This window comes from Burkholderia cepacia ATCC 25416 (assembly GCF_001411495.1).
Classification (GTDB): Bacteria; Pseudomonadota; Gammaproteobacteria; order Burkholderiales; family Burkholderiaceae; genus Burkholderia; species Burkholderia cepacia.
The window spans coordinates 2,786,673-2,810,306 of sequence record NZ_CP012982.1 but is presented as its reverse complement, the minus strand read 5'-3'; the positions used below and the strand labels follow the sequence as shown (position 1 = coordinate 2,810,306).

The window sequence follows — 23,634 nt, the reverse complement described above, 5'->3', positions numbered from 1 at the left end:
GACGCCCGCAACGTTGTAGAGGAAGTGTCCGGGGACAATATGGCGGACGCTTGACTCTGACAGAACAGGATTTTTACTTATGCTGCCAGCCGGCGGGATTACCGCGCAGCCCGCTCAGGGGCGATTCAACTAACGTCGCGATGCTTCGCACGGTAGTCGCGCGCAGACACGCCAAAGTGACGTCGAAACGTGCGACTGAAATGCGATGCATTATTGAAACCCCAAGCCATCGCGATATCGGTAATCGAGCGGTTAGCGTACGCGCGTTGCTGAAGCCACTCGCCGCACCCGTTGAGTCTGGCCGTACAGATGGTCTCGCCGATCGACTCCCCGGCCTCGGCGAACAGGCGATAGAGGTAACGGCTGGAAACCCCCAGTTCATCGGCGATCAGTTCGGGTCCCAGTTCCGGGTCGTGAATCCTGTCCTTGATCAACGCGCGCGCCCGCAGCAAATGCATCTCTTTCACGTTGGATCTGGGCAGCGGAACCGTGTTGAAATAATCCGCCAACGCCAGCGCGACCAGGTTGGCGGACACATCGCCAAGCCTCTCGCAAGCGGTCATCGCGCCTTCGTCTGACGAAAGCACTCGGTGCAGCGACGCGATATGGTCCGCGGCGATACGGCGTATCCCGGTGGCCGCAGGAATACGCACCGCGGTGTGCTGCCGGCCGCACGGCACCAATTTCTCCAGCGCCTGGCGGGGAAAGCGGATCGTGTAGTGCTGTCCGGAAAAATGCCAGACGAAATAGCGCGACGAGTCGAACAGCACCATGTCGGTAGGGTCGACGAACGCGGTGCGGGCATCCTGCTCGAGTGCACCTCGCCCCTCGATCTGTATCGACACGAGCAGGTAGTCGTCCGCCGTGCGCCGCACGTCGTCCCAGTCGTGAGCCGCGACGTGATCGACCGCCGAGATCCGCGACACACACACTCCGCCCGTGTTCACGCTGGAAATCTCGCCACGAAATCCCTGATCGGATTCGGTCCTGAAAACCATGGGGACGCAACTGGCCCGAACCTGATCCGCCCATGCCAAAAGCCGGTCGTCGCGATGGTAATGATCCGTGGTCGTCACTTGATTCATGGCACAAGGTTCCGGCGGCAAATACGCGGGAGCGTCACCCCGAACAATTGCGCATCCAGAATCCGCCGTCAATGCGCAGTTACCTATGACGGCCGCTTCGAAACATAGCTGCGATCGAGCTCGCCCACCGAGCGACAACCGATGAGGGCGAGCGTCCGGTCAGTTTCCCGTTTGATCATGTCGATGACGTCGCTCACGCCGGTTTCCCCTCTGGCAGCCAGCCCGTACAAGGTGGCCCGCCCCAGCATCACGGCGTGGGCCCCCAGCGCGACCGCCTTGACGACGTCGGCCCCCGTCCGGATGCCGCTGTCGAGAATGACCGTCGTGCCTGAGGTGCGCTCGACGATATCCGGCAGCACGTCGGCCGTCGCGGGCAGGTCGGCGAGTTGCCTGCCGCCGTGGTTCGAAACGATGACGCCGTCCGCGCCGAGCGCGACGCACCGCGCGGCATCGTCGGCCGTCACGATGCCCTTGACGAGGAGCTTGCCCGGCCATTCGTCCCGCAAACGGCGCAGGTCGTCCCAACTGAAGCTCGCATCCATCTGCCGGCGAAGAATCGCCGCCTGGGAGGCGGTGTCCGATGCATCGTCCGTGGCGAAATTCTTCAACTCCGGCATGCCGTTCATCAGATAGGACCAAAGCCAGCGCGGGTGCGACAGTCCGTCGACGGCCGCACGTGCACTTGCCTTGAACGGCATGGCAAAACCATTGCGAAGATCGCGTCGGCGAAAGCCGTTCACCGCGACATCGGCGGTGAGGATCAAGGTCGAATAGCGAGCCGAACGGGCACGATTGACCAGACTCTTCGCGAGGTTGCGATGAACGACGTACAGTTGAAACCACAGGTCTCCGTCGGCCCCTTTTGCCACCTCTTCGATGGACATGTTGGAAGCCGTCGATAGCGCAAACGGAATACCGGCCTTGCCCGCCGCGCGCGCAAGTGCGAGGTCGCCCTTCGGCCAGAACGCGCTATTGAGGCCCGTCGGCGCGATCACCAGCGGTAATGGAATCAGCCGCCCTAAAAGCGGCACCGACTGCTCTCGCGTGCTGACATCCGACAGCCGGCGCGGCAACAACTGCAGCCTGTCGAACGCCGAACGGTTATGCGTCAATCCCGATTCGTCGTCCGCCGCGCCTTCCAGATAGTCGAACACCATGCGTGGCAACCGCCGTCTGGCTTCGTCACGATAGTCGCTGACGGAGAAAATGCCGGGAAATCCTGTTGTCATGATCGGGGTACTGTCAGAGTAAATCGTGATGCGAAAAGCACGAGACGCGCTGCACGCCGGTTTCGCGCGTCTCCCTCGGTCATTCGAGGCGGAAGACGACCGAGTAACGACGCAAAGTCGAAAGCTAGACGGCAACGCTCCCAACATAGTTTTCCGCCATGGACCTCGCCGCAGTCTCGGACGTAGTCACATGCTCGAGCTCGGCAACCTGCAACTGCTGTTCGAACGGCGAGGCATCGTCGAGACGATGCATCATTCGGGTCATCCAGTAGGAGAAATGCTCGGCGCGCCAGATCCGTTTCAGCGCAAGCTCGCTGTACGAAGCGAGTTGCGCTTCATCGCCGGTCCGGTAATACGCGTCGAGTCCACTGCTCAGGATTCGTACGTCGGAGACTGCCAGGTTGAGACCTTTTGCTCCGGTAGGAGGAACGATATGAGCGGCGTCGCCGGCAAGAAACAGTCGGCCGTGCTGCATCGTCGTCGAGACGAAGCTCCTCATGCCGACGATATTCTTCTGAAAGATCTTCCCGTCGACAACGCACTGACCATCGGCCGAGTCGACGCGCGCGTGCATTTCGGCCCAGATCCGGTCGTCGGACCAGTTGTCGACCGAATCTTTCGGGTCGCACTGGAAATACATGCGCTGAACCGTCGGCGAACGGGTACTGACCAATGCAAAACCGCGATCATGACGTGCATAGATCAGCTCGTCTGCGGACGGCGCACCTTCGACCAGAATGCCGAACCAACCGAACGGATAGACGCGCTCGAAATCGCGGCGAACGCTCTCGGGAATCGCCGAACGGGACACCCCTTGCGAACCGTCGCATCCGATCACGAAATCACAGTCCAGCGTATGTGATTGCCCTTGATGCACGAACCGTATCGACGGGGCCGACGTGTCGATGTTGTGAATCGAGACATCCGCGACACCAAACAGGATAGAGCCGCCTGCAGCAACCCGAGCCGCCACCAGATCCTTGATGACTTCGTGTTGCGCATAGACGGTGATGGCCCGCCCAGTCAACGCCTTGAGGTCGATGCGCCGCCGCTTTCCTTCGAAGGCGAGTTCAAAGCCGTGATGCAACGCTCCTTCCGCCTTCATACGCTCACCGACACCGGACGCTTCAAGCAGGTCCATCGTCCCCTGCTCGAGTACACCCGCCCTGATCGTCGATTCGATCTGCTCGCGTCGGCGGGTTTCGAGCACGACAGACTCGATACCCTTCAGATGCAAAAGATGAGAAAGAAGGAGGCCGGCAGGACCGGCGCCAATAATGCCTATTTGAGTGCGCACGCCATCTCCAACTGAAGGTACTGTCAGACGTTTTTCGTCATTCGGTTCAACATGAGCGACATCGTTACGTGCCCTGCGCGGAGCGCGTGACAAACGTCGCCCTCGACACTGATCTCAAGCGCCCTTGATGGGCGGAATATGACGACGCACGATCATCAGGCAGATAAAAACCATCGCCATCGCGGCGCCCAGCATGCCCAGGTACGCAGACGCTCCGCCCTGCGTGATCACGAAGGCCCCCGCGAACGCGCTGAGAATCGCGCCGAGCCGCCCAAACGCGAGCGCGGATGCGGTCCCGGTCGCGCGAATCTCGGTGGGATAGACGTACGCGCAAAGGGCATACATCGTCGACTGAACCGCGTTCACGAAGAGGCCGTGCAACCCGATTCCGAACACGAGCAACGTCGTGTGGGCAGAGACGTCGAGACCGCGCAGGAAAAGCGCGCTCGCGGACGCCATCAGGCAGCATACGAGCAAAGGCCAGCGCGACCCGAACCGACCGATCGCCACTGCGCAGCCCATTGCGCCGAGTACGCCGCCGAGGTTGTAGGCGGTAAGACCTGAACCCGCCACCGAAGCGCTGAGTCCCTCGCCTGCCAGCATCGTCGGCAGCCAGCTGAATGCGCTGTAGACCGCGACGAGGTTCATGAAGAAAGCGACCCAGATTGCGAGCGTGTCGCGGCCTTGATGGTCCGCGAACAACGCGCGAAAGCCTGGGCGCTGCCCCGCCTTCTGCTCCTTCTGATCGGCGAATACGGCGTGCGGCTGAATCGAGCGGGACATGCGGGACAGCAGGTGACGCAGTTCATTCCAGCGTTCCTGATGACGCACAAGATAACGCGGCGATTCCGGCATGACGAAATACAGCAGGAGCGCCAGTGCGACGGGAAGCGTGCCGCCAATCAGAAAGAGCCCGCGCCAGCCGTAATGCGGAAGCACGACACTCGCGAATAGCCCCGCAAGCATGCCCCCCAGCGGTACGCAAACGATGGTTGCGGTCACCGCGAGCGTCCGCCGGCGAGCCGGCGTAAATTCCGCCGTCATGGTCGTCGCGCTCGGCAGTGCGCCGCCGATACCCAGTCCCGCGAAGAAGCGCAGGATGGCAATGGTCATCACGTCCGGCGACAGCGCAATCGAACTCGTCGCCAAGCCGAATACCAGCACGCTGCCGATGATTGCCCAGCGCCGACCGAACCTGTCCGCGAACAGCCCGGCGAACGCGCTCCCTATACCCATGCCGACGAGGCCGGCCGCAACGGCGGGCGCAAATGCGTTGCGCGTGATGCCCCATTCCTTGATCAAGCTGGGAATGGCGAACCCGATGAGCTGCCCATCGAAGCCATCCATCACGATCGCAAGCGCGGCGAGCAGGACGACCGTTCGCTGGAACGCCGAGAACGGTCCGTCATCGAGGGCACGGCCGATGTCTACGGTCAGCAGAGGCGGATTACGATCGTTCATTTCGCTCTCCCGGACAGACCGGCGAAGTCTGAATCGCAGTCCTGCGTAATTCGTTTTCCGACGCGACGGTCGGACTCCAACCGGGCGCGATCGAGCGACGACTCGAAATTGATGACGGGCATTGCAGTCTCCTTAAGCCGGTCGCTCGTCGTTTCAGGAGCGAAGGCGTCTCAACGATATCGGGTTGTTATTGTGTTCGTGCCCACCATCCGGAAGCCCATCGCGTCCATGGTGAGAAACACGTGCCATGACCGCGGCAACGATCAGAACGGATAGTGACGAGGCGTCGTTTGCACGGTGATCCAGCGCAAATCCGTAAATTCCGCGATCCCGGCCTTGCCGCCGAAATGCCCGAAACCACTGGACTTCATCCCGCCAAACGGCATTTGGGCCTCGTCGTGAACCGTCGGGCCATTGACGTGGCAAAGCCCGGACTCGATACGCTTCGCGACCGTCAACGCCCGCGCGACGTCACGGCTGAAGACTGCCGCCGACAGGCCATATTCGTTGTCGTTGGCACAGGCGATGGCCTCTTCGTCGCCATTGACGCGAACGATCGCCTTGACGGGCCCGAACGACTCCTCCCGGTAGATATGCATGTCCGCCGTCACGTGATCGAGCAACGTGGCCGGCATGAGCGTGGTCTCGGATTTCCCTTCGCATACCAGGGTCGCACCTTTCGCCAGCGCGTCGTCGATCAGGTCGTTGCATCTCCTGACCGTCGCCATGTCCACGACGGAGCCGAGCACGGTCGGCCCCTTTCTCGGATCGCCAAGCGGCAGGCTCCGTGCCTTTTCCGCCAGTCGCGCGACGAATTCATCGGCGATCTTCGTGTCGACGACGATGCGTTCGGTCGACATGCAGATCTGGCCGGAATTGGCGAACGCCCCGAATGCCGCGCCTTGAACCGCCGCTTCGATATCGGCATCGTGAAGCACCAGGAACGGCGCCTTTCCGCCGAGTTCGAGTACCGAAGGCTTCAGATATTTCGCGCACTGGGTCGCGACGATGCGGCCGACGCGCGTCGAACCCGTGAAGTTCACCCGCCTGACCGCCGGTTCGGCAATGATCGCTTCGACGATGTCGCCCGCATTCGCCGGCGCGTTCGTGACGAAGTTCACGACGCCGCGTGGCAGTCCGGCGTCCTGTAACGCTTCGATGATGAGGCCGTGGGTCGCGGGGCAGGTTTCGGAACCTTTGAGCACGACGGTATTGCCGCACGCCAGCGGCAACGCGATGGCACGCACGCCGAGGATGACGGGCGCGTTCCACGGTGCGATCCCGAGCACGACGCCGGCGGCCTGCCTCACGCCGAGCGCAAGACTGCCCGGCACGTCCGACGGAATCACCTCGCCGGAGATCTGCGTGATCATCGCAGCCGCTTCGCGCAACCCGTCGGCCGCAAGCTTGACGTTGAAATCCGCCCACAGGCGGGACGCGCCCGTTTCGGTTGCCATTGCCAGCGCGAAAGCGTCGCCTTTTTCTTCGAGCGCATCCGCGGCCCGATTCAGTAGAGCGCGTCGCTCGCCGGGGCCCATCGCCGACCATGCGGGAAACGCGGCGGCCGCCGCATGCACCGCCGCTTGTGCATCGGCGACAGTCGCGGCCGGCGCCGTAGAGGCAACCGTGTCATCGAGCGGGTTACGGCGCTCGAATGTCGCGCCATCGCGAGCCATCTCACGCTCGCCGTTGATCAACATCGTTACCTGATTCATTACCGTCTCCTGGAATATTCTTGAAAAACCGGCCTGCCGAATCACCGACTCGCGGTCAGGCCACGACAATTTCGACGACGCGTGTTTTTCCCGAAGACAACGCGTCTTCCAGCGCGGGCTTCAGCGACAGCGCGTCGCTCACTCGAATGCCTTCGCACCCCATGCTGTTGGCCAGGGAAACGAAATCCAGCCCTGGCAGGTCGGTGCCCTGTACCGGATCCGACGCGGCGAAGCCGAACACGGGCGCGAATTCCTGCAAGGCGGCGTAGCGCGAGTTATTCAGGATCACGAATGTGATCGGAAGATCGAGCTGGACCGCGCTATAGATCGCTTGCGGCGAATACATCGCCGAGCCGTCGCCGATGAGGCCGATCACGCGGCTGCCGGGTCTGGCCAAGGCGACGCCCACCGCGGCGGGCATGCCGTAGCCCAGACCGCCGCTTGCCATCGTGTAGAACGTCTGACTGCGCGTGAACGGCAGATAACGTTGCATGACGGGGCGCGAACTGGGCGCCTCCTCGACCACGATATCGGCTGCGTTGCGGACTTCGGACAGCGTCTGCAACGCATAAGCGACCGACATCACTGCCGTGGGCTCGGCTCGCTCGACCGCCTCGCGCGGCGCCGGCAGGGGCCGGCCTCGCGGTGCCGGCCGGGCGAGCAGGTCCACCAGCCCCAGGCGAATGTTCGCCACCACCGACGTGCCGACCGGGGTCCAGGCAGCGGTAGCCGGATCGTCGATGAGCTGGTACAACGCCGCGCCAGCGGGCACATGCGGGCCACTGCCTTCGACGTGATACGCAAAAGCCGGCGCCCCGACGACGAAGATCAGGTCATGCCCGTTCAGCGTCCGAACGATTTTTTCGCGCATCGCCGGCAGGAAGCCGACGAAAAGTCGATGATCTTCAGGGAAGCTGCAGCGTGACGACATCGGCGCAACATAAACCCGCGCGTTGTGGCGCTCGGCCAGCTGGATGGCCTCGCTCCACGCATCGGCACGATCGAGTTCCGCGCCGACGACGAGGGCCGGCCGTTTGCAGTCGTCCAGCGCGTCGCCGATCTCCGCGATCCGTACCGGATCGGGGCGGAACCGGGTGCTGATCGGGGTCGCCTCGACGAAGTCGGCCGGCTGATCCCAGTCGTCGACCGGAATGGACACGAACACCGGACCACGCGGCTCCTGCATCGCCACGTGGTAAGCACGGGCGAGGGCCAGCGGAACATCCGCGGCACGAGCCGGTTCAATGCTCCATTTCACATAGGGCCGCGGCAGCTCGGTGGCTTGCGATGCCGACAGAAACGGATCGAACGGCAGAATCGAACGGGCCTGCTGGCCGGCCGTGATGATCAGGGGCGTCCGGTTCTTGAAAGCCGTGAATACGTTGCCCATCGCGTTGCCGACACCGGCTGCCGAATGCAGGTTGACCAGCGCGGCATTGCCGGTGGCTTGGGCATACCCGTCCGCCATACCGACCACCACTGCTTCCTGCAATCCGAGCACGTACCGGAAGTCCTCCGGGAAGTCGCGGAACATCGGTAGCTCGGTCGAGCCGGGATTGGCAAACACGGACGTCAATTCGAGGCGCCGCATCAAGTCCACGACGGCATCGCGAACGGTCGGCTGCCCACTTGTATTTCGTTGCATCTCGAATCCTCTGCGGTTCGCCACTCAGGCTGGCGGTGATGGGATGAGCCGCAGTATGGGATTCGGCACCCTGTTTGAAAATTGCCAAAAAAGCTCAAAGTCATTACATTTTGGCATGCGTCTATCGGAATGCCGGATCGGCCAATTCCGCCCGGATGCCTTGTCGGAAAAGGCTGTTCGCCGTCGTCGGGGGCTCGGCGGTGGTCGCAATGAGCGGGCACCGCGAGCCCTTGCAGGGAAGACACCTAGCTAGCGCCGGGCGACCCGGAATCTCGTTCGCCCCTTTCCCCCCTTTCAATCTGGTTCGACACGATGAGTTTCAATCTGCAGCAGTTGATGATGTTCACCACGATCGTCTCCGCAGGTAGCCTGGGACGAGCCGCGGCCATGCTGAACATGACCCAGCCGGCGCTGAGCAGATCGATCAAGCGGCTCGAGGAGTCCGTCGGGGGGGCGCTTTTCGAGCGTCACACCAAAGGGATGCAGCTGACCGCGCTGGGCGAAGCATTGATGCCGCATGCGATGTCGCTGCAAAGGGAAGCCGAACAGGCGCGCGAGGAACTGGACGCGATGCGCGGCCTGGCGAAAGGCGTGATCAAGGTCGGCGCGGTGGGCAGCATAGCGAGCCTCGTCTTGCCGATGGCCATCGCGTGTGTGCTGGAGAAATGGCCCAATCTGCGCGTCGAGGTGATCGAAGGCGTGTGGGATCGTCTCGTCGAGGGCCTGCTCGCTTATGAAATCGACCTGGCGCTTTGCACATCGGGAATCGAAACCGAGGATGTCGCTGCGATCTCCGATTGTTCATGGACCGACAGGAGTTTCGTGGTCGCGGCACTCGATCATCCGTTACGGGCGAAGCGCGGCCTTCGACTCGACGACACATTGACACAACGGTGGGCGCTCACGCCCAAGGGAACCGGACCTTATGCCCACATGCAGGAAACCTTCAGGGCCCGCGGCCTGCCAATGCCGGCCATCGCGGTCGAGACCCGTTCGGTCACCGTGCTCAAAAGCCTCGTAGCGCGATGTGGCTTTGTCTCGTGGATGGCCGAACCGATGTACGACACCGAAAGCAAAGCGGGCGTCATCGACGCTCTGGATATCGAAGGCCTGGATGCGCAACGCACCCTGACGGCATTCCGGCGCCGGCGAGGCACGCTACCCGCGCCCGCCGTCAAGCTGCTGGACGAATTGCGTCACCTGACGGGGTCTTTGCGCAAGGAAGGGCAAAGCCTGTCTTGATGGCCGTGAATCGGGCGTGCCCGCGATTCGTGCGTTTTGGCATGACCCAACGCACACCCGGCCTTGTTCAATGGAAATCAGCCATAAATCATTGAACTAATTGGTTTTATAAGAACAACCAAGCATCAAACATCCGGATCCGGAATCCGCGCCGACTGAATCACAACCAGCGTGTCCCCTGCCTCGATCCTGCAAGGCGGGTCCTCGTAGAACGAAAAAATCTTCCCGCACCGATCGAGCCCGACGACGATCGCACCCGGCACGACGTTCGTCATGCAGCCGACCTCTTGCGGCATCGCCTCGCGCTCCAGCAGCGTCGCGCGTCCGCGCGTCGACAGCATGTCGTTCACGAACGGCACGATATAGCGGCTATGCACGGCGTCCGCGAGCAGCAGCGCGCCGATCTTCGTCGACGACACGATCACGTCGGCGCCCGCCTGCCGCAGTTGCCGCTGGTACAGGTTCTCCTGGATCCGAACGACGATCTTCGTATCGGGCGCGATGCTGCGCACCGACAGCGTCAGCAGGATCGCGGTCGGATCGTCGGTCACCGAAATGATCACCGCCTTCGCCGAACGCACCTGCGCCTGCTGCAGCAGATCCTCGTGCGCGGGATCGCCGAGCAGCCCGGTCACGCCGAGCGACGTCGCGGCCTCGAGCGCCTGCTGCTGCGAATCGATCACGATGACCGTCGCCGGATCGACGCCGCTCTCGAGCAATTCGCGCACCGCGATCGAGCCCGACAGGCCATAACCGCATACGACGATGTGATCGGACAATTGCTTTTGCAGGCGTTTCATGCGGAATTCCTCGACGACGCGCTGGATCACGAACTGATAGGCCGTGCCCAGGAAAATGAACCAGATGACGATGCGGATCGGCACGATGAAGAACGCATCGATGAGACGCGCCCGTGCGGTGACGGGCACGATGTCGCCGTAGCCGACCGTCGCGACCGTGACCATCGTGAAGTACACGAGATCGGCGACGGTCATCGGCGTGCTCTTGGTCGAATCGCGCAATCCGTCGCGATCGAGATACAGCACGAGGAACGCGAGCGTGCACAGCAGCGCGACCGCGCCGAGACGGAACAACAGTGTGCGGCGCGGCGACGTCGCGCGACGCGTGAACAGCGTGCGCGCGCGCGGCGCCTGCCACGGGTTGCGCGCGCGGCGCAGGCGTGAGCGCAACGAGCGGCGCTGGGCGGAGGGCGATGCCAACGGGGAATCTCCTGAAGGATGCGGGCTCGATTCTACGATGGGTCGGCCGCGACCGGCCGACGTCATCACATCTTCGTCCGCTACAACATGCTGCGCGGCCGCACCATCGTCCCGTCGACAAAACGCTGCGCGCGAAATGCCGACAGGTCGAGCGACGGCGCGCCGGTGTCGATCCATTCGGCAAGCAGCCGCCCGACGATCGGCCCCATCGCGAAACCGTGGCCGCAGAACCCCGTCGCAATCGCGAGCCCGGACGGCGTGCCCGGCGCGTCGATCACCGGAATGCCGTCGGGCAGCACGTCGATCAGGCCGGCCCAGGCCTCGACGATCTGCGCGTCCTTCAGCGCGGGAAAGATCGTCTTGAGTTTCGCGAGTGCACGCGGCGCATGCGCGCGATTCGGCTGCGGCTGCGGATCGCGCGGCTCGATCGGCCCGGTCGCACCGTTGATGCGCGCAAGCGCATCGCGCCAGGCAGCCCCGTTCACGTGCAGCCGGAATTTGTCGCGCTGCGACCAGAACTCCGGCCAGAACAGGCTCAACCCGCGCAGGTGGCCGAGCGTCAGGTCGACGTCGACCTGCATGTCGTCGGCGAGATTGATCGCGCCGTTCTTGCGCTGCCGGATGCCGAGGCCGTGCCCCCACACCGTCGACGCCGACACCGGCGGCACCACATTGGTGCGCATGCAGGTGCCGCGGACGGCCTGCTGCGGCAGCCGGATGCCGACGCCGTCGAGCAGCCGGAAGCTGGTCGCGCCCGCCGCGCAGATCACGCGCCGCGTGCGAATCGTGCCGCGCTCGGTCACGACGCCGACCACCGCGCCGCCGGCTGTCTCGATCGCGGTCACGCCGCAGCCTTCGAAGAAGCGCGCGCCGGCCTCGACGGCACGCGCGGCGAACGCGGCAGCCACCCGGCGCGGCTCGGCCTGCCCGTCAGTCGCGGTATACAGCCCGCCGAGCGTGCGTGCCTGCGGCGAAAGGCCGCTGACGCGCTCGTCGATCTGCGCGCGCGTCAGCGTGCGCGTGTCGAGTCCGTGCTCGCGCGCGACCGCGAGCCACGCGTTGAACGACGCCCAGTCCGTTTCGTTGTCCGCAATATAAAGACAGCCGCCCTGCCGCCATTCGAGATCGAAACCGAGGGTTTCCTCTAACGTTTCCCAGATCCGCATGCCGGCCATCATCAGCGGCACCTCGGCAGCTTCCCGGCCCTGCTGCCGCACGAAGCCCCACGCCCGTGTCGACTGCTGCCCGGCGATTCGCGACTTGTCGAGCACGACGGCCTTCAGGCCGCGCAGACCCAGGTAATACGCGGCTGCGCAGCCCATGATGCCGGCACCGGCGATCACGACGTCGGCGTCGGCCGGGAATGGCGTATCGCCAAGGGTCAGGGCATCGTGCAGCGGATAGGTGGTCGTCATTGTTTCCTGTCAGGGGTTAATGCATCCGGATACGGGCGGCGGTGGTAACGTCGTGACACACCTTTCACACAAACGCACCTTTCACGACGCTGAATAACGACCATTTTGCGGTAAAGTTATCTTTTCCGCGCGTGGCCGGTCGGCTCGCCCCTGGACGTCACGAAGACTGTCCGCCGAGACTGCCGCAAGGCGTCGTTCTGAACGTCACGATCCGTTCCCGTAGCATGACCACTGAAGCAATCACCACGGATTCCCTCGCGGTTGCCGAGCGCGTGCGCGAGCTGATGACCCGCAACGGCATCGGCAAGCGCCAGCAGACCACCGAGCTATGCCGCATCCTCGACCTGAGCTTTTCGCAAGGCCATCGTAAGCTGCGCGGCAGCAGCCCCTGGACGCTCGCGCAGATCAAGAAAGTCGCCGAAGCATACGGCGAACCCGCCGCCCAGCTGTTCGGCGCGCAAACGCTCGACCCCGGCATGGTCGGCGCCTATTCGCAGGAGGCCGTACTTTATGCGGGCGTCGCCGAGATTCCGTGCACCGCATGGATCGGCGCGCCGCTCGAAGCCGGCGCGCGCCCCGAATTCGTCGCGTACGAACAGAACGGCCGCTGGCGCGTGCTGCGCCACACCGGCGTGCTGTACCAGAACGCGTACGACGTGCACAAGATCGAGATCTATCCGCGCCGCGCGGAGAGCGACAAGCTCGTCGTCGCGGTGATCGACCCCGATCGCGTCAGCGCGACCGAGCTGTGCCGCTATCTCGAACGCCAGGGTTTCGCGACGGCCGCATTCGACGGCCTCGCGCCGTTCGTCGACGCGCTGCAGGGCCAGGCGTTCGACGCGGTCCTGACCGAATGGCTGTTCGACGACAGCACGGCCGCCACCGCGATCAAGGCCGTGCGCACGTCCGACAACCCGGGCGCGCCGATCTTCGTGCTGACGGGCGACCTGCTCACCGGCCGCGCGAGCGAGGCCGACATCAGCGAAGTGATCCGCGCGTTCGACGTCGTCTGTTACGAAAAACCCGCGCGCATGGCGATCCTCAGCGCCGATCTCGCGAAACGGCTCGCACGCGGGTAACGTCCGCGGGCCGTTCCCCGTCCGGACGGCCATCGTCCGCGCGGCACAGCGGTCGTGAACAGGGTCGTGGATCAGTACAATAGCCGCACCCGTTCACGCCCACGCCGGCATCCGCCGCCCGACGCCATGGCCCGCCTCTTCCCCGACGACTGGAAAAGCCTCGCCGCGACCGGCGCGGCCGAACGCGAGCGCGAAACGCTCGCCGCCCTCGAACACGCGCTGCCCGACGGCTACACCGTGTATCACGGCGTGCACTGGACGCGCGCCGACCAGGCGTTCTCGGTGTTCGGCGAGGCCGCGTTCGTCGTCGTGAGCCCGGCCGGCCGCGTGCTGCTGATCGAGCAGAAAGCCGGCTTCCTGCGTGAAACGCCGAAGGGGCTCGTGAAGGTCTATCTGCAGAAGGAACGCAACGTCCCGATCCAGCTCGCGCGCACGCAGGAAACGCTGCATCGGCGCCTGACGGCCGCGCTCGGCGCGGGTGTCTACGGCGTCGAGGCGCTGCTGTACTGCCCCGACTACTCGATCCGCGACGCGTCGATCGCCGGCGTCGCGGCCGACCGCATCGTCGATGCGTCGCGCAAGGCGCAGCTCGCACAGGTGATCCTGCGAATCCTGCCCGAGGACGACGAGCACTTTCCGAACGCGCCGAAACTCCACCATTTCCTCGCGGACGAGCTCGCGCTCACGCCCGATACGAGCGCGCTCGTCGGGCAGGCCGGCACGCTTGTCACGCGGCTGTCGGGCGGGCTCGCCGCATGGGCGCGCCAGCTCGAATTCGCGCCGTTCCGGCTGCGCGTCACCGGCACGGCCGGCTCGGGCAAGACGCAGCTCGCGGTGCAGGCAATGCGCGATGCCGTCGCGGCCGGCAAGCGCGTGCTCTATGTGTGTTTCAACCGGCCGCTCGCCGACTACATCACGCGCATCGCGCCGCCCGGCGCGAAGATCGCGAATTACCACCAGCTGTGCGACTGGGTCGCGCGCGACGGCGGTTATACGCCGGACTTCCAGGTGCCCGGCGAATTCGAACGGCTCGAGGCACGCTTCGCGCAAACGCCCATTTCCGAACGCTGGCGCTTCGACGTGCTGGTCGTCGACGAAGGGCAGGATTTCCACGCGCCGTGGGCGGCCGCGCTGGAACGCCTGCTGGTGCCGGACGGCGCATGGTGGTGGCTGGAAGATCCGCTACAGAACCTGTACATGCGCGAGCCCGTCGCGCTGCCGGGCTGGGTCACGCTGAAAGCGCTCACGAACTACCGGAGCCCGCGCGACCTGCTCGAATTCGTGCGCGACATCGTCGGCAGGGTCGAGCCGCTCGCGGCCGAGCTGCGCTCGGGCAGCCCGTTCGACGGTTCGGATCCGTCGGTGTCGGCGTACGGGGAAGAAGGTGCGTCGCAAGACGCGTTGGCCGAAGCCTGCGTCGACGCGACCAAGCGGGCGATCACGCACGCGCTGTCGCTTGGCTTTCGCAAGCAGGACATCGCGGTGCTGTCGTATCGCGGCCGCGAAGGCTCGGTGCTCGCGCCGCTCGACCAGCTCGGCCCGCACCGGCTCAAGAGTTTCACCGGCAAGTACGACCTGTTCGGCAACCCGGAATATCGCGAAGGCGACGTGCTGCTCGATTCGATCTACCGCTTCAAGGGCCAGTCGGCGCCGTGCGTGATCCTCACCGAGGTCGACTTCGACACGCTCGACGCGCGTGCCGCGCGCAAGCTGTTCGTCGGTGCGACGCGCGCGACGATGAAACTGCTGATCGTCGCGTCGTCGCGTGCGGCCGCGCAACTCACGGCAGGGTGACCAGGTAGCGCGGTTCGTCCGACTTGACGACGTTGTTCGCCATGATGCCCGCTGACACAGTCGGGCACATTTCATTCTGCCCAAAGCCCTGATCCGCCGGCCTTGTGCCCGATTCCTGCGACACCTGATGGTTCATCCGCTTGCGGTCCGCCGCTACGATGCCAGGCCATTCCGTATGGCATTTGAAAGGCGTCGATCGATGGCTGCAGTGAAAATCGCTTTGGGTTTCGGCAGGCACGCCACCTTGGACAATTCCGTTTCTTCGGGCGCGTTGACGCTCCAGCAGAGACGAGATGCAGACGAGTTCTTGCGGATCTGGCCGATCGCAAGTGTCGGGAACGAAACCCATAGAGCGTCGGACTACATTCGACGGCTTGGGCTTCGTGCGTCGTATGGCGCGGCCGGCGACGCTGTTGCGCTACTTCGCTCGGCCATACGAGGGGGAGGAGTTTCCGTTGCAATCGAGCGAACAGCTACGCAATCGGGCGCGAGCGGCGGAACCGGAAAGCCAGTCGCCCGAAGGGTTATGGCGGCCGGACCGTCGTTCACGCCGTTCTCCAATCTGGAAAGCATCAAACCCATCAATAGGCCGCCGTCATCTTGCGAGCCGATCACGGCGCGCAGTTGGGCCACGCCGAGCGACGTGAGCGCGGACGAACTCGTCAGCTATCTCCAAAGCGTCGTGGAGCACTGGTCTGAAGGAGCAACCCGGCAGGCAGGCGATTGCCTCACGTCCACGCTACTCGACAACGCGCAGCCGTTCGAGTATTTGGAACTCTCGCCCGGCAACGACATTCTTGAAATTGCCAAGACGCCGAACGCCGGAAAACCCGGTACCTGGTACACGAACCCAGGCAGCGGACAGATGCGCCTGTACGGGCAGGATGGCCGCCCCGCGGTCGACATCGATTTCGACCACGATCATGGCCAAGGCATTCCTCACGCGCATAACTGGGCGATTGACCCATTTAGCGGGAGATTGCGCCGGGGACCGGGTGTACCGTTAACCATTCTTCCGTAACCTTGAACCGGGATTTCATTTCATTCATGGGAAACGTGACTTACCAAAGCGTGATCGGGCTCGACGACATGCCGACCTTTCACGATGCCGAACTCGTCACCATTGACCATCGTCCAACTGATCAGGAATTGCGGCTTCGGTTTCGTCGAATCGACGGAAGAGTCGGCGCGTTTCGCTTCACCGGCGTCATCTCCCAACGCGTAATCGATTTTGCGGAACAGAACGTCGTGTCACGCCTTCTGATATCCCCCGCATACGCGTTTTCGGCGGCCGACGTATGCGAGTGGCTGAAGTGGATGCACAGCCGGGAAGATTTCGAAGCAGCAAGCGTCGACGAGGCGCTGCTCGATCGATATCTGGCCGATCTCGACGCGAATCGCAAGGCGTTGTTCGTGCTCGAGCCTTCATGCGGCGCGGAAGTCGCCGTGCTGTGCGAGGCGATCGGGTTGAGCCTGGCCCCGGGCGTTTGAACTTGCGGCGGCATGAAGTGGCAAGCGAACTACTTGGGCGATCACGCAAGGGCACGTGTTCAGCAAACAATCCTTCGGGTCATGACCACACATCCGCTATTCAACCTGCTCGACCGCCTCGATACCGCGAAGATCCATTACACGTTGAGCCGCAACCGACCGGACAGCGTGCTGGTCTCGATGACGATAGTCGCAATGCGCGTCGAAGTAGACGTATTTCGTGACGGGCACATCGAAGTGTGTACGTTCACGGGTTCAGAGGCACCTTCCGACATCCCCGATCTGCTCGACCGGATCATCCGCGAGCACACGGACTGATCCGCGAGACGGGTTACGTCAACCGACAAACCCGCCACCACGCCACGCCGTCGATCACGCCACCCGGAACGCCCCCACCGCGCGCCGCAACCCGTCCGCCTGTTCCTCCAGCGAAGCCGCCGCAGCCGCAGCCTGCTCGACGAGCGCCGCGTTCTGCTGCGAGACCTGGTCCATCTGCGACACCGCGCGGTTCACCTGCTCGATCCCGTCGCGCTGCTCGTTCGACGCGGCCGCGATCTCCGTCATGATGCCCGTCACGCGGCCGATCGCCTGCTGGATGTCCTGCATCGTCGTACCGGCCACGCCGACGAGCCGCGAGCCGTTCGCGACGCGCTCGACCGATTCGCCGATCAGCGTGCGGATTTCCTTCGCCGCCGACGCCGAGCGTTGCGCAAGCGTGCGCACCTCGCCCGCGACCACCGCGAAGCCGCGGCCCTGCTCGCCGGCACGCGCGGCTTCGACCGCCGCATTCAGCGCGAGGATGTTGGTCTGGAACGCGATCCCCTCGATCGTGCCGATGATGTCGGCAACCTTCTGCGAGCTCTGGTCGATCTCGTTCATCGTGCCGATCACCTCGCCGACCACGGTCGCGCCGCGCGTGGCGATCTCGCTCGCGGTGTCCGCGCAGGCCTGCGCCTCCACCGCGTTGTCCGCGTTCTGCTTCACGGTCGCGGTGAGCTGCTCCATGCTCGCGGCCGTCTCCTGCAATGCGGACGCCTGTTCCTCGGTACGCTGCGACAGGTCGGTGTTGCCGGCCGCGATCTGGTGCGTCGCCGTCGAAATCGCCTCGGAACCCTGGCTGACCTGGCGCACGGTGTCCGCGAGGCTGCGCTGCATGCCGGTCACGCCGTTGACCAGTTCGGCCATCTCGTCGCGCGACGACCAGCGCACTTCCGACGTCAGGTCGCCTTCCGACAGGCGGCGGAAATGCGACAGCAGGCGGTTCACCGGCTGCGTGATCGCGTAATGCAGGCCGATCGCGCAGCCGAGGCACGCGGCCAGGCCGAACGCGATACCCGCGATCGCGCCCGCACGCATCCAGCCGTAGTAGGTCTGCGCGGTGTCGTACACCTCCTTGCCGCGTGCGCCCTGGTACGCATCGAGCGCATCGGTCGCCTGCGTGAGCGCAACCGACAGCGGCGGCGCGACCGACATCAGCAGCCGGTCGGCCTCGTCGCCGCGGCCGTCGCGGACCGCGTCGATCATCGGCCTCAGCGCCTGCCCGATCAGCGCCTGGCGCGCGGCATCGAGGCGGCTCGCGAGCGGGCCTTCGTCGCCGTCGTGCGGCATCGACGCGTAGGCGCGCCACGCGGTGTCGGCCTTCGCGAGATAACTCTCGGCCTTCTTGACGAGATCGGGCACGTCCGGCGCTTCCGGGTGCAGCAGCGCGCGGTCGAGCGTCGTGCGCACGATCGTCAGGTTGAGACTGGCCGTCGACAGCGCGGTCTTCGCCGCCAGCTGCTGCGTATAGGCCTCGTCGAGCGCGCGGTTCGAGCTCTGCATGCCGGCGAGGCCGATCAGCCCCGACACGACGAGCAGCACGGCGACAAGGCCGAGCGTGGAGAAGATCCGCGTGCGGATCGAGAAACGGGAAAACAGGGCGTTCAGGTTCATGACGGGACGTGAGCGGTGAAAAGTGCCACGGAAATCGGTCCGCAGCACGCTGTATTACGGTTTGCCTGCAAAAAACTTGAGTCCAGCCCCGCTTTCCGGCTGATCCCGGTCAATTTTTCGCGTCGGCAATCGTCGGCAATCTACTGTTACCGTTGCAACAAATCGAGCCCGGTCAGAAATTGACTGGTCAACTATCCATCGCTATAGTTCGAGCCAATTCCCTGCCATGGCAGATATATCGATGACTACCGACACCCTCCTCACTCCGCCGGCCGCCGAAACGGCCCGCCGCGACGCGCCGGCCGGGCTGATCGTCGCCGCGCTGCTGCTCGTCATGCTGCTGTCCGCGCTCGACCAGACGATCGTGTCGACCGCGCTGCCGACGATCGTCGGCGAGCTCGGCGGGCTCGACCAGTTGTCGTGGGTCGTTACCGCGTACCTGCTGTCGTCCACCGTCGTGCTGCCGTTGTACGGCAAGCTCGGCGACCTGTACGGCCGCAAGATCGTGCTGCAGGCCGCGATCGTGCTGTTCCTCGCCGGCTCCGCGCTGTGCGGCGTCGCGCAGGACATGACGCAGCTGATCGTGCTGCGTGCGCTGCAGGGGCTCGGCGGCGGCGGCCTGATGGTCGTGACGATGGCCGCGATCGGCGATCTGGTGCCGCCCGATCGCCGCGCGCGCTATCAGGGGATGTTCGGCGGCGTGTACGGCCTCGCGACGATCGTCGGCCCGCTGCTCGGCGGCTTCCTGGTCGAGCACCTGTCGTGGCGCTGGATCTTCACGATCAACCTGCCGCTCGGCTTTCTCGCGCTCGCGGTGATCGGCGTCGCGTTCCGGCCGCACACCGCGCACGTGAAGCACCGGATCGACTACATGGGCGCCGCGTTCCTCGCCACCGCCCTCACCTGCGTGATCCTGTTCACGAGCGAAGGCGGCTCGCTGCTGCCGTGGACGTCGCCGCAGCTGTGGATGACGCTCGTGCTCGGCGTCGTCGCGATCGGCGGCTTCATTTACGAAGAACGGCTCGCGGCCGAGCCGATCATGCCGCTCGAACTGTTCCGCCATCGCACCTTCGTGCTGGTCAGCCTGATCGGCTTCGTCGTCGGCATCGCGCTGTTCGGCTCGGTCACGTTCATTCCGCTTTACCTGCAGGTCGTGAAGGGTTCGACACCGTCGCAGGCCGGGATGCAGCTGTTGCCGATGATGGGCGGGATGCTCGTGACGTCGGTCGTCAGCGGCCGGTTGATCTCGCGGCTCGGCTCGTACCGGATGTTTCCGATCCTGGGCACGCTGACCGGCGGCATCGCGATGGCGCTGCTGTCCACACTGACGCTCGATACGCCGCTGCACACGATGTATGCGTACATGGCGCTGCTCGGGATCGGGCTCGGCATGGTGATGCCCGTGCTCACGCTCGCCGTGCAGAACACGGTCGAATTCCGGCACATGGGCGTCGCGACGTCGGGGGCGACGCTGTTCCGCTCGATCGGCGGCTCGCTCGGCGTCGCGGCGTTCGGCGCGCTGTTCTCGCACGGGCTGCAGTCGCGGGTGATGGCCGCGCTGCCGGCCGGCACGGAGCTGCCGCCTGCGCTCGGCCCGGCCGCCGTGCAGCAGTTGCCGGATGCCGTGCGCGACGCGTACCTGCATGCGTTCGCCGGTTCGCTGCACGTCGTCTATCTCGCGGCGGCGACGGTCATCGCGATCGCGTTCGTGCTCGCGTGGTTCGTCGAGGATGCGCCGTTGCGCAAGCACAACTGACTTGCCGGTGAACCGCGATGCGGCCGCCGGGCCGCCTCGCGATTCGCCGCCACCCGCCGTTACGGCACCAGCACGACCCCGCCCGTCGTCGCGCGCGACTCCAGCAGCCGGTGCGCATCGGCCGCCTGTTCGAGCGGCAGCCGCGCGCCGATCTCCACGTGCATCCCGCTCGCCAGCCGTTCGAGTGTCGCGCGCGCAGCCTCCCGGTAACCGTCGACGTCGCGCGCGATGAAGCCGAGCACGCTCGGCCGCGCCAGCGCGATCGAGCGCGCCGGCCCCAGTTCGTCGAGATCGAACGTGTGCCGTGCGCCGATCGCGGCCACCTGCCCGATGCTCGCGACCATCCCGAACGGACGGACTGCACCGAGCGTGCGCGTCAGCACGTCGCCGCCGATCCCGTCGATCGCGTAATCGACCCCGGTGCCGCCGCCGAACGCGCGCGCCGCCGCGACGAAATCCTCCTCGCGATAATCGACGACCGCCTCGGCGCCATGCGTGCGCACGAGCGCGGCTTTCGCGGCCGACCCGACCGTGCCGATCACCCGCGCGCCGAGCGCACGCGCCCATTGCGTCGCCAGCAGTCCTACACCGCCGGCGGCAGCGTGCACGAGCACCGTGTCGCCCGCGTCGACCTGCCGGACGCGATGCATCAGCATGTAAACGGTGATCCCTTTCAGCAGCCCGGCGGCCGCTGCGTCATCGCTCAAGCCGTCGGGGATCGGCACCACGCGCTCGGCCGGCATCGTGCGCAGGCTCGCATAGCTGCCGGTCGGCATGCCCGCATACGCGACGCGCTGGCCGGGGACGAGATCCGTCACGCCCGGCCCGACCGCATCGATCACACCCGCCGCCTCGACGCCGAGCGCGTCCGGCAGCGCGGGCAACGCATGCGCGCCCGTCCTGAAATAGATGTCGACGAAATTCACGCCGATCGCGGTCTGGCGAATCCGTACCTCGCCGGCATCGGGCGGCGCGACGGGTGCATCGACGCGGCGCAGCACGCCGGCGTCGCCGTAGCGGTCGATCCCGATCCGGATGGCGGTCGTGGTTTGGGTCATGACGTTCCTCGCAATCGAATGAAGTGACACGATCATCCCATCGGGCATAATCGATCGAAATTCCCGTTGATCGCCCATCTACTGTGCAAAATTCGACCGATCAAGCATCCACACCCGCGGCCGCGCCGCCGATGAGCTGGGACGACATCCGCTACTTCCTCGCGGTGATGCGCGGCGGCAGCCTGTCGGCGGCCGCGCGGACGCTGCAGGTTCAGCATTCGACGGTCGCGCGCCGCATCGACGCGCTGGAATCCGCGCTCGGCATCCGGCTGTTCGACCGGCTGCCGCGCGGCTGGCCGCCCACCGACGAAGGGCTGCACCTTGCCGAGCACGCCGCACGCCTCGAAGCGGACGCGCATGCGTTCGCGCGCGCCGCCCAGGGTGCGGCTGCACTCGACGGCGTGGTACGCGTATCGGCGTCGCCGGTGTTCGCCAGCCATTTCCTCGCGCCGCGCCTGGCCCGCGCGCAGCACGCATGGCCGGCGCTGCGGATCGACCTGATGGGCGAGATGCACGCGGCGAACCTGTACGCGCGCGAAGCCGATCTCGCGGTGCGGCTGTCGCGGCCGACCGAGCCGGGGCTCGCGGCGCGGCGGCTCGGCACGATGCGCTTCGCGCTGTGCGCGTCGCCGGAATGGGCGAGCGCGCCGCCCGACACCTGGCCGTTCGTCGGCTACGACGATGCGCTCGCGCAAACGCCGCAGCAGCAGTGGCTCGAGCGTTTCGCGGCCGGGCGCCGTTTCGCGTTCATCGCGAACGACCTCGCCGCGCAGCATCGCGCGTGCGCGGCGGGCGCCGGCGTCGCGCTGCTGCCGCGCTTTCTCGTCGACGATCCGGCCGCGCAAGCCGGTGCGCCGCTCGTCGAACTGACCGCCGCGCCGCGTTGCGATATCGAGCGCGAAATCTGGCTCGTCGTCCACCCGGACGTGCGCCGCTCGCCGCGCGTACAGCGTGTCGCGGATGCGATCGCCGAGGCGGTTCGCACGGCGGATGGGCGGCTCTGACGCCCCGGCCTCGTCAGAACCGCTGCTGTAGCCCGGCCATGATCCCCAGTTGGCTCTGCCCCGTTTCGACCGTGCCACCGGCGGCGACCGCCTTGCCTGCGCTCGCGCTGTTCAGCATGTAGCCGACCGACGTATAGACGCGCGTCCGCTTGGACAGCTGATGGTTGGCGCGCCCGGCCAGCAACGTCGCGTTCGCATTGCTCGCGGGCCCGCGTTGCAGATAACGCGTGCCTTGCGCATCGAACGTGACCGCAGGCGTCAGCGCATAGGCAACGCCCGCGAAGACAATATCGGTCTGCAAATGGCCGGCCGCCGCGACGTTGTTCCTGATCCATCCCGCACCGAGCTTCGCGCGCCCCATCACCGCGTAGCCGCCGACGACGCCGTGCGTGCTCGTATGGGCGCTGCTGTCGAGCGGCGCCGATGCGCCCGCCCCGCCGTGCTTCACGTCGTAGGACACCGCGACGCCAAAGCGCGCCACGTCGTAAGCGACCAGCGCCGTATATTGCCGGCACGCGAGCGGATTGCCCGGCACCTGCCCCGCGCAGCCGGTCGCGGAAGGCCCGGCCGGCCCGGCGGCATCGCGGCCGAAGCTGTAGGTGCCGCCGATCGTGAGCCCGCGGAACTTGCCCAGGTAACCGATCGCGTTGTCGCTGCGCGCATTCGGCAGATAGGCGTCGAAGTTGCTCGGCGAATGAATGGACGGCCCGATCACGTCGGCGTTGGCCAGCGCATGGGCCGTCATGTTCATTTGCCTGCCGAGCGTGAGCGTTCCGTATGCGCTGCTCAGTCCCGCGTTCGCCTGCCGGCCGAACAGTCGCCCGCCGTAGTTGAGCCGACCGGTGCCGGGCTGAAAGCCGTTCTCCAGCACGAAAAACGCGCGGTTGCCGCCCCCCAGGTCTTCGATACCCTTCACGCCCCACCGCGACGGCAATTCGCCGGTCAGATGCGGCATGCCTACCGCCGATCCGCCCTGCGCCGCATGGTTGTAGTACGAAATGCCGGTGTCGACGATGCCGTACAGCGTCACACTGCCCTGCGCCTGTACGGTGCCCGTCGTCGCGGTCAGCGACGACGCGAACACACTCCATCTCAGCATCGCCTTCGACGCTCTTGAATCGAGATGCATGACTGACTTTCCCCTTCACAGGATGCGGGCCGCGGCGTCGCCGTGCGCGATCGGCAGGCGGCCGCGCGCCGGCGCCGCGGAT

20 protein-coding genes are annotated in these 23,634 nt (G+C 65.4%); 8 read left to right on the top strand and 12 right to left on the bottom strand.

What is annotated here, in order from left to right:
* Window positions 1-125: 125 nt before the first annotated feature.
* The 6 genes from APZ15_RS29800 to mdlC all read right to left on the bottom strand — a co-directional run bounded on the left by APZ15_RS29800 (window position 126) and on the right by mdlC (window position 8,432).
* Window positions 126-1,085: an AraC-like ligand-binding domain-containing protein gene (locus APZ15_RS29800; RefSeq protein ID WP_049096297.1), complete on the bottom strand. Its 960-nt coding sequence runs from the start codon at window positions 1,083-1,085 to the stop codon at window positions 126-128.
* An 83-nt stretch (window positions 1,086-1,168) separates the two neighbouring features.
* Window positions 1,169-2,314 carry an alpha-hydroxy-acid oxidizing protein gene (locus tag APZ15_RS29795; protein ID WP_027789326.1) on the bottom strand — a complete coding sequence of 382 codons (1,146 nt, stop codon included), beginning with the start codon at window positions 2,312-2,314 and terminating at the stop codon, window positions 1,169-1,171.
* Between the two features lie 124 nt (window positions 2,315-2,438).
* Window positions 2,439-3,611: a 4-hydroxybenzoate 3-monooxygenase gene (locus APZ15_RS29790; protein WP_027789327.1), complete on the bottom strand. Its 1,173-nt coding sequence runs from the start codon at window positions 3,609-3,611 to the stop codon at window positions 2,439-2,441.
* A 114-nt stretch (window positions 3,612-3,725) separates the two neighbouring features.
* Window positions 3,726-5,072, bottom strand: coding sequence for an MFS transporter (locus APZ15_RS29785; protein WP_034195951.1), 1,347 nt, complete (start codon window positions 5,070-5,072; stop codon window positions 3,726-3,728).
* Between the two features lie 263 nt (window positions 5,073-5,335).
* The gene (locus APZ15_RS29780) at window positions 5,336-6,787 is read right to left on the bottom strand and encodes an aldehyde dehydrogenase (protein ID WP_027789328.1); all 1,452 of its coding nucleotides are present in this window, start codon (window positions 6,785-6,787) and stop codon (window positions 5,336-5,338) included.
* A 55-nt stretch (window positions 6,788-6,842) separates the two neighbouring features.
* Complete coding sequence (gene mdlC, locus APZ15_RS29775) at window positions 6,843-8,432, bottom strand: benzoylformate decarboxylase (protein ID WP_027789329.1); 1,590 nt, start codon at window positions 8,430-8,432, stop codon at window positions 6,843-6,845.
* A gap of 312 nt (window positions 8,433-8,744) precedes the next feature.
* Between mdlC and APZ15_RS29770 the strand changes: the two genes are divergently transcribed.
* Window positions 8,745-9,674, top strand: coding sequence for a LysR family transcriptional regulator (locus tag APZ15_RS29770; RefSeq protein WP_027789330.1), 930 nt, complete (start codon window positions 8,745-8,747; stop codon window positions 9,672-9,674).
* A 125-nt stretch (window positions 9,675-9,799) separates the two neighbouring features.
* Here the strand turns inward: APZ15_RS29770 and APZ15_RS29765 are convergent, their stop codons facing one another.
* Both APZ15_RS29765 and APZ15_RS29760 read right to left on the bottom strand, forming a co-directional pair.
* Window positions 9,800-10,894, bottom strand: a complete 1,095-nt coding sequence (locus tag APZ15_RS29765) for a potassium channel family protein (RefSeq protein ID WP_027789331.1) — start codon at window positions 10,892-10,894, stop codon at window positions 9,800-9,802.
* An 80-nt stretch (window positions 10,895-10,974) separates the two neighbouring features.
* A complete protein-coding gene (locus APZ15_RS29760) occupies window positions 10,975-12,309 on the bottom strand; it encodes an NAD(P)/FAD-dependent oxidoreductase (protein ID WP_027789332.1) in 1,335 nt (444 codons plus the stop codon).
* 224 nt (window positions 12,310-12,533) lie between these two features.
* Here APZ15_RS29760 and APZ15_RS29755 point away from each other — a divergent pair, with 224 nt between their 5' ends.
* On the top strand, window positions 12,534-13,388 hold the full coding sequence (locus APZ15_RS29755; RefSeq protein ID WP_006485970.1) for a helix-turn-helix domain-containing protein: 855 nt from the start codon (window positions 12,534-12,536) through the stop codon (window positions 13,386-13,388).
* 126 nt (window positions 13,389-13,514) lie between these two features.
* Window positions 13,515-15,182, top strand: coding sequence for an ATP-binding domain-containing protein (locus APZ15_RS29750; RefSeq protein ID WP_027789333.1), 1,668 nt, complete (start codon window positions 13,515-13,517; stop codon window positions 15,180-15,182).
* Here APZ15_RS29750 and APZ15_RS42345 read toward each other — a convergent pair.
* The gene (locus APZ15_RS42345; protein WP_226153248.1) at window positions 15,169-15,531 is read right to left on the bottom strand and encodes a hypothetical protein; all 363 of its coding nucleotides are present in this window, start codon (window positions 15,529-15,531) and stop codon (window positions 15,169-15,171) included. The two genes, APZ15_RS29750 and APZ15_RS42345, sit on opposite strands and share 14 nt — an antisense overlap.
* 177 nt (window positions 15,532-15,708) lie before the next feature.
* Here APZ15_RS42345 and APZ15_RS42340 point away from each other — a divergent pair, with 177 nt between their 5' ends.
* From APZ15_RS42340 to APZ15_RS29735, 3 genes are all read left to right on the top strand, one after another.
* Window positions 15,709-16,203, top strand: coding sequence for a hypothetical protein (locus APZ15_RS42340; protein ID WP_226153249.1), 495 nt, complete (start codon window positions 15,709-15,711; stop codon window positions 16,201-16,203).
* Between the two features lie 26 nt (window positions 16,204-16,229).
* On the top strand, window positions 16,230-16,673 hold the full coding sequence (locus APZ15_RS29740) for a hypothetical protein (RefSeq protein WP_027789335.1): 444 nt from the start codon (window positions 16,230-16,232) through the stop codon (window positions 16,671-16,673).
* 81 nt (window positions 16,674-16,754) lie between these two features.
* Entirely contained in the window at window positions 16,755-16,991 is a 237-nt protein-coding gene (locus APZ15_RS29735; protein WP_034196069.1) for a hypothetical protein, read from the top strand.
* A gap of 54 nt (window positions 16,992-17,045) precedes the next feature.
* On the opposite strand, the gene APZ15_RS29730 is transcribed toward APZ15_RS29735, so the two are convergent.
* Window positions 17,046-18,605 (bottom strand): methyl-accepting chemotaxis protein, encoded by a 1,560-nt coding sequence (locus APZ15_RS29730; protein WP_027789337.1) that lies wholly within the window; start codon window positions 18,603-18,605, stop codon window positions 17,046-17,048.
* 241 nt (window positions 18,606-18,846) lie between these two features.
* On the opposite strand from APZ15_RS29730, the gene APZ15_RS29725 reads away from it, so the two are divergent.
* Window positions 18,847-20,361 (top strand): MDR family MFS transporter, encoded by a 1,515-nt coding sequence (locus tag APZ15_RS29725; protein ID WP_027789338.1) that lies wholly within the window; start codon window positions 18,847-18,849, stop codon window positions 20,359-20,361.
* Window positions 20,362-20,420: 59 nt separating this feature from the next.
* Here the strand turns inward: APZ15_RS29725 and APZ15_RS29720 are convergent, their stop codons facing one another.
* Window positions 20,421-21,419, bottom strand: a complete 999-nt coding sequence (locus APZ15_RS29720) for a quinone oxidoreductase family protein (RefSeq protein WP_027789339.1) — start codon at window positions 21,417-21,419, stop codon at window positions 20,421-20,423.
* Window positions 21,420-21,550: 131 nt separating this feature from the next.
* Between APZ15_RS29720 and APZ15_RS29715 the strand changes: the two genes are divergently transcribed.
* The gene (locus tag APZ15_RS29715; RefSeq protein ID WP_049098451.1) at window positions 21,551-22,423 is read left to right on the top strand and encodes a LysR family transcriptional regulator; all 873 of its coding nucleotides are present in this window, start codon (window positions 21,551-21,553) and stop codon (window positions 22,421-22,423) included.
* Between the two features lie 13 nt (window positions 22,424-22,436).
* Here APZ15_RS29715 and APZ15_RS29710 read toward each other — a convergent pair whose 3' ends face one another.
* The gene (locus APZ15_RS29710) at window positions 22,437-23,522 is read right to left on the bottom strand and encodes a porin (RefSeq protein WP_034195952.1); all 1,086 of its coding nucleotides are present in this window, start codon (window positions 23,520-23,522) and stop codon (window positions 22,437-22,439) included.
* Between the last annotated feature and the right edge of the window lie 112 nt (window positions 23,523-23,634).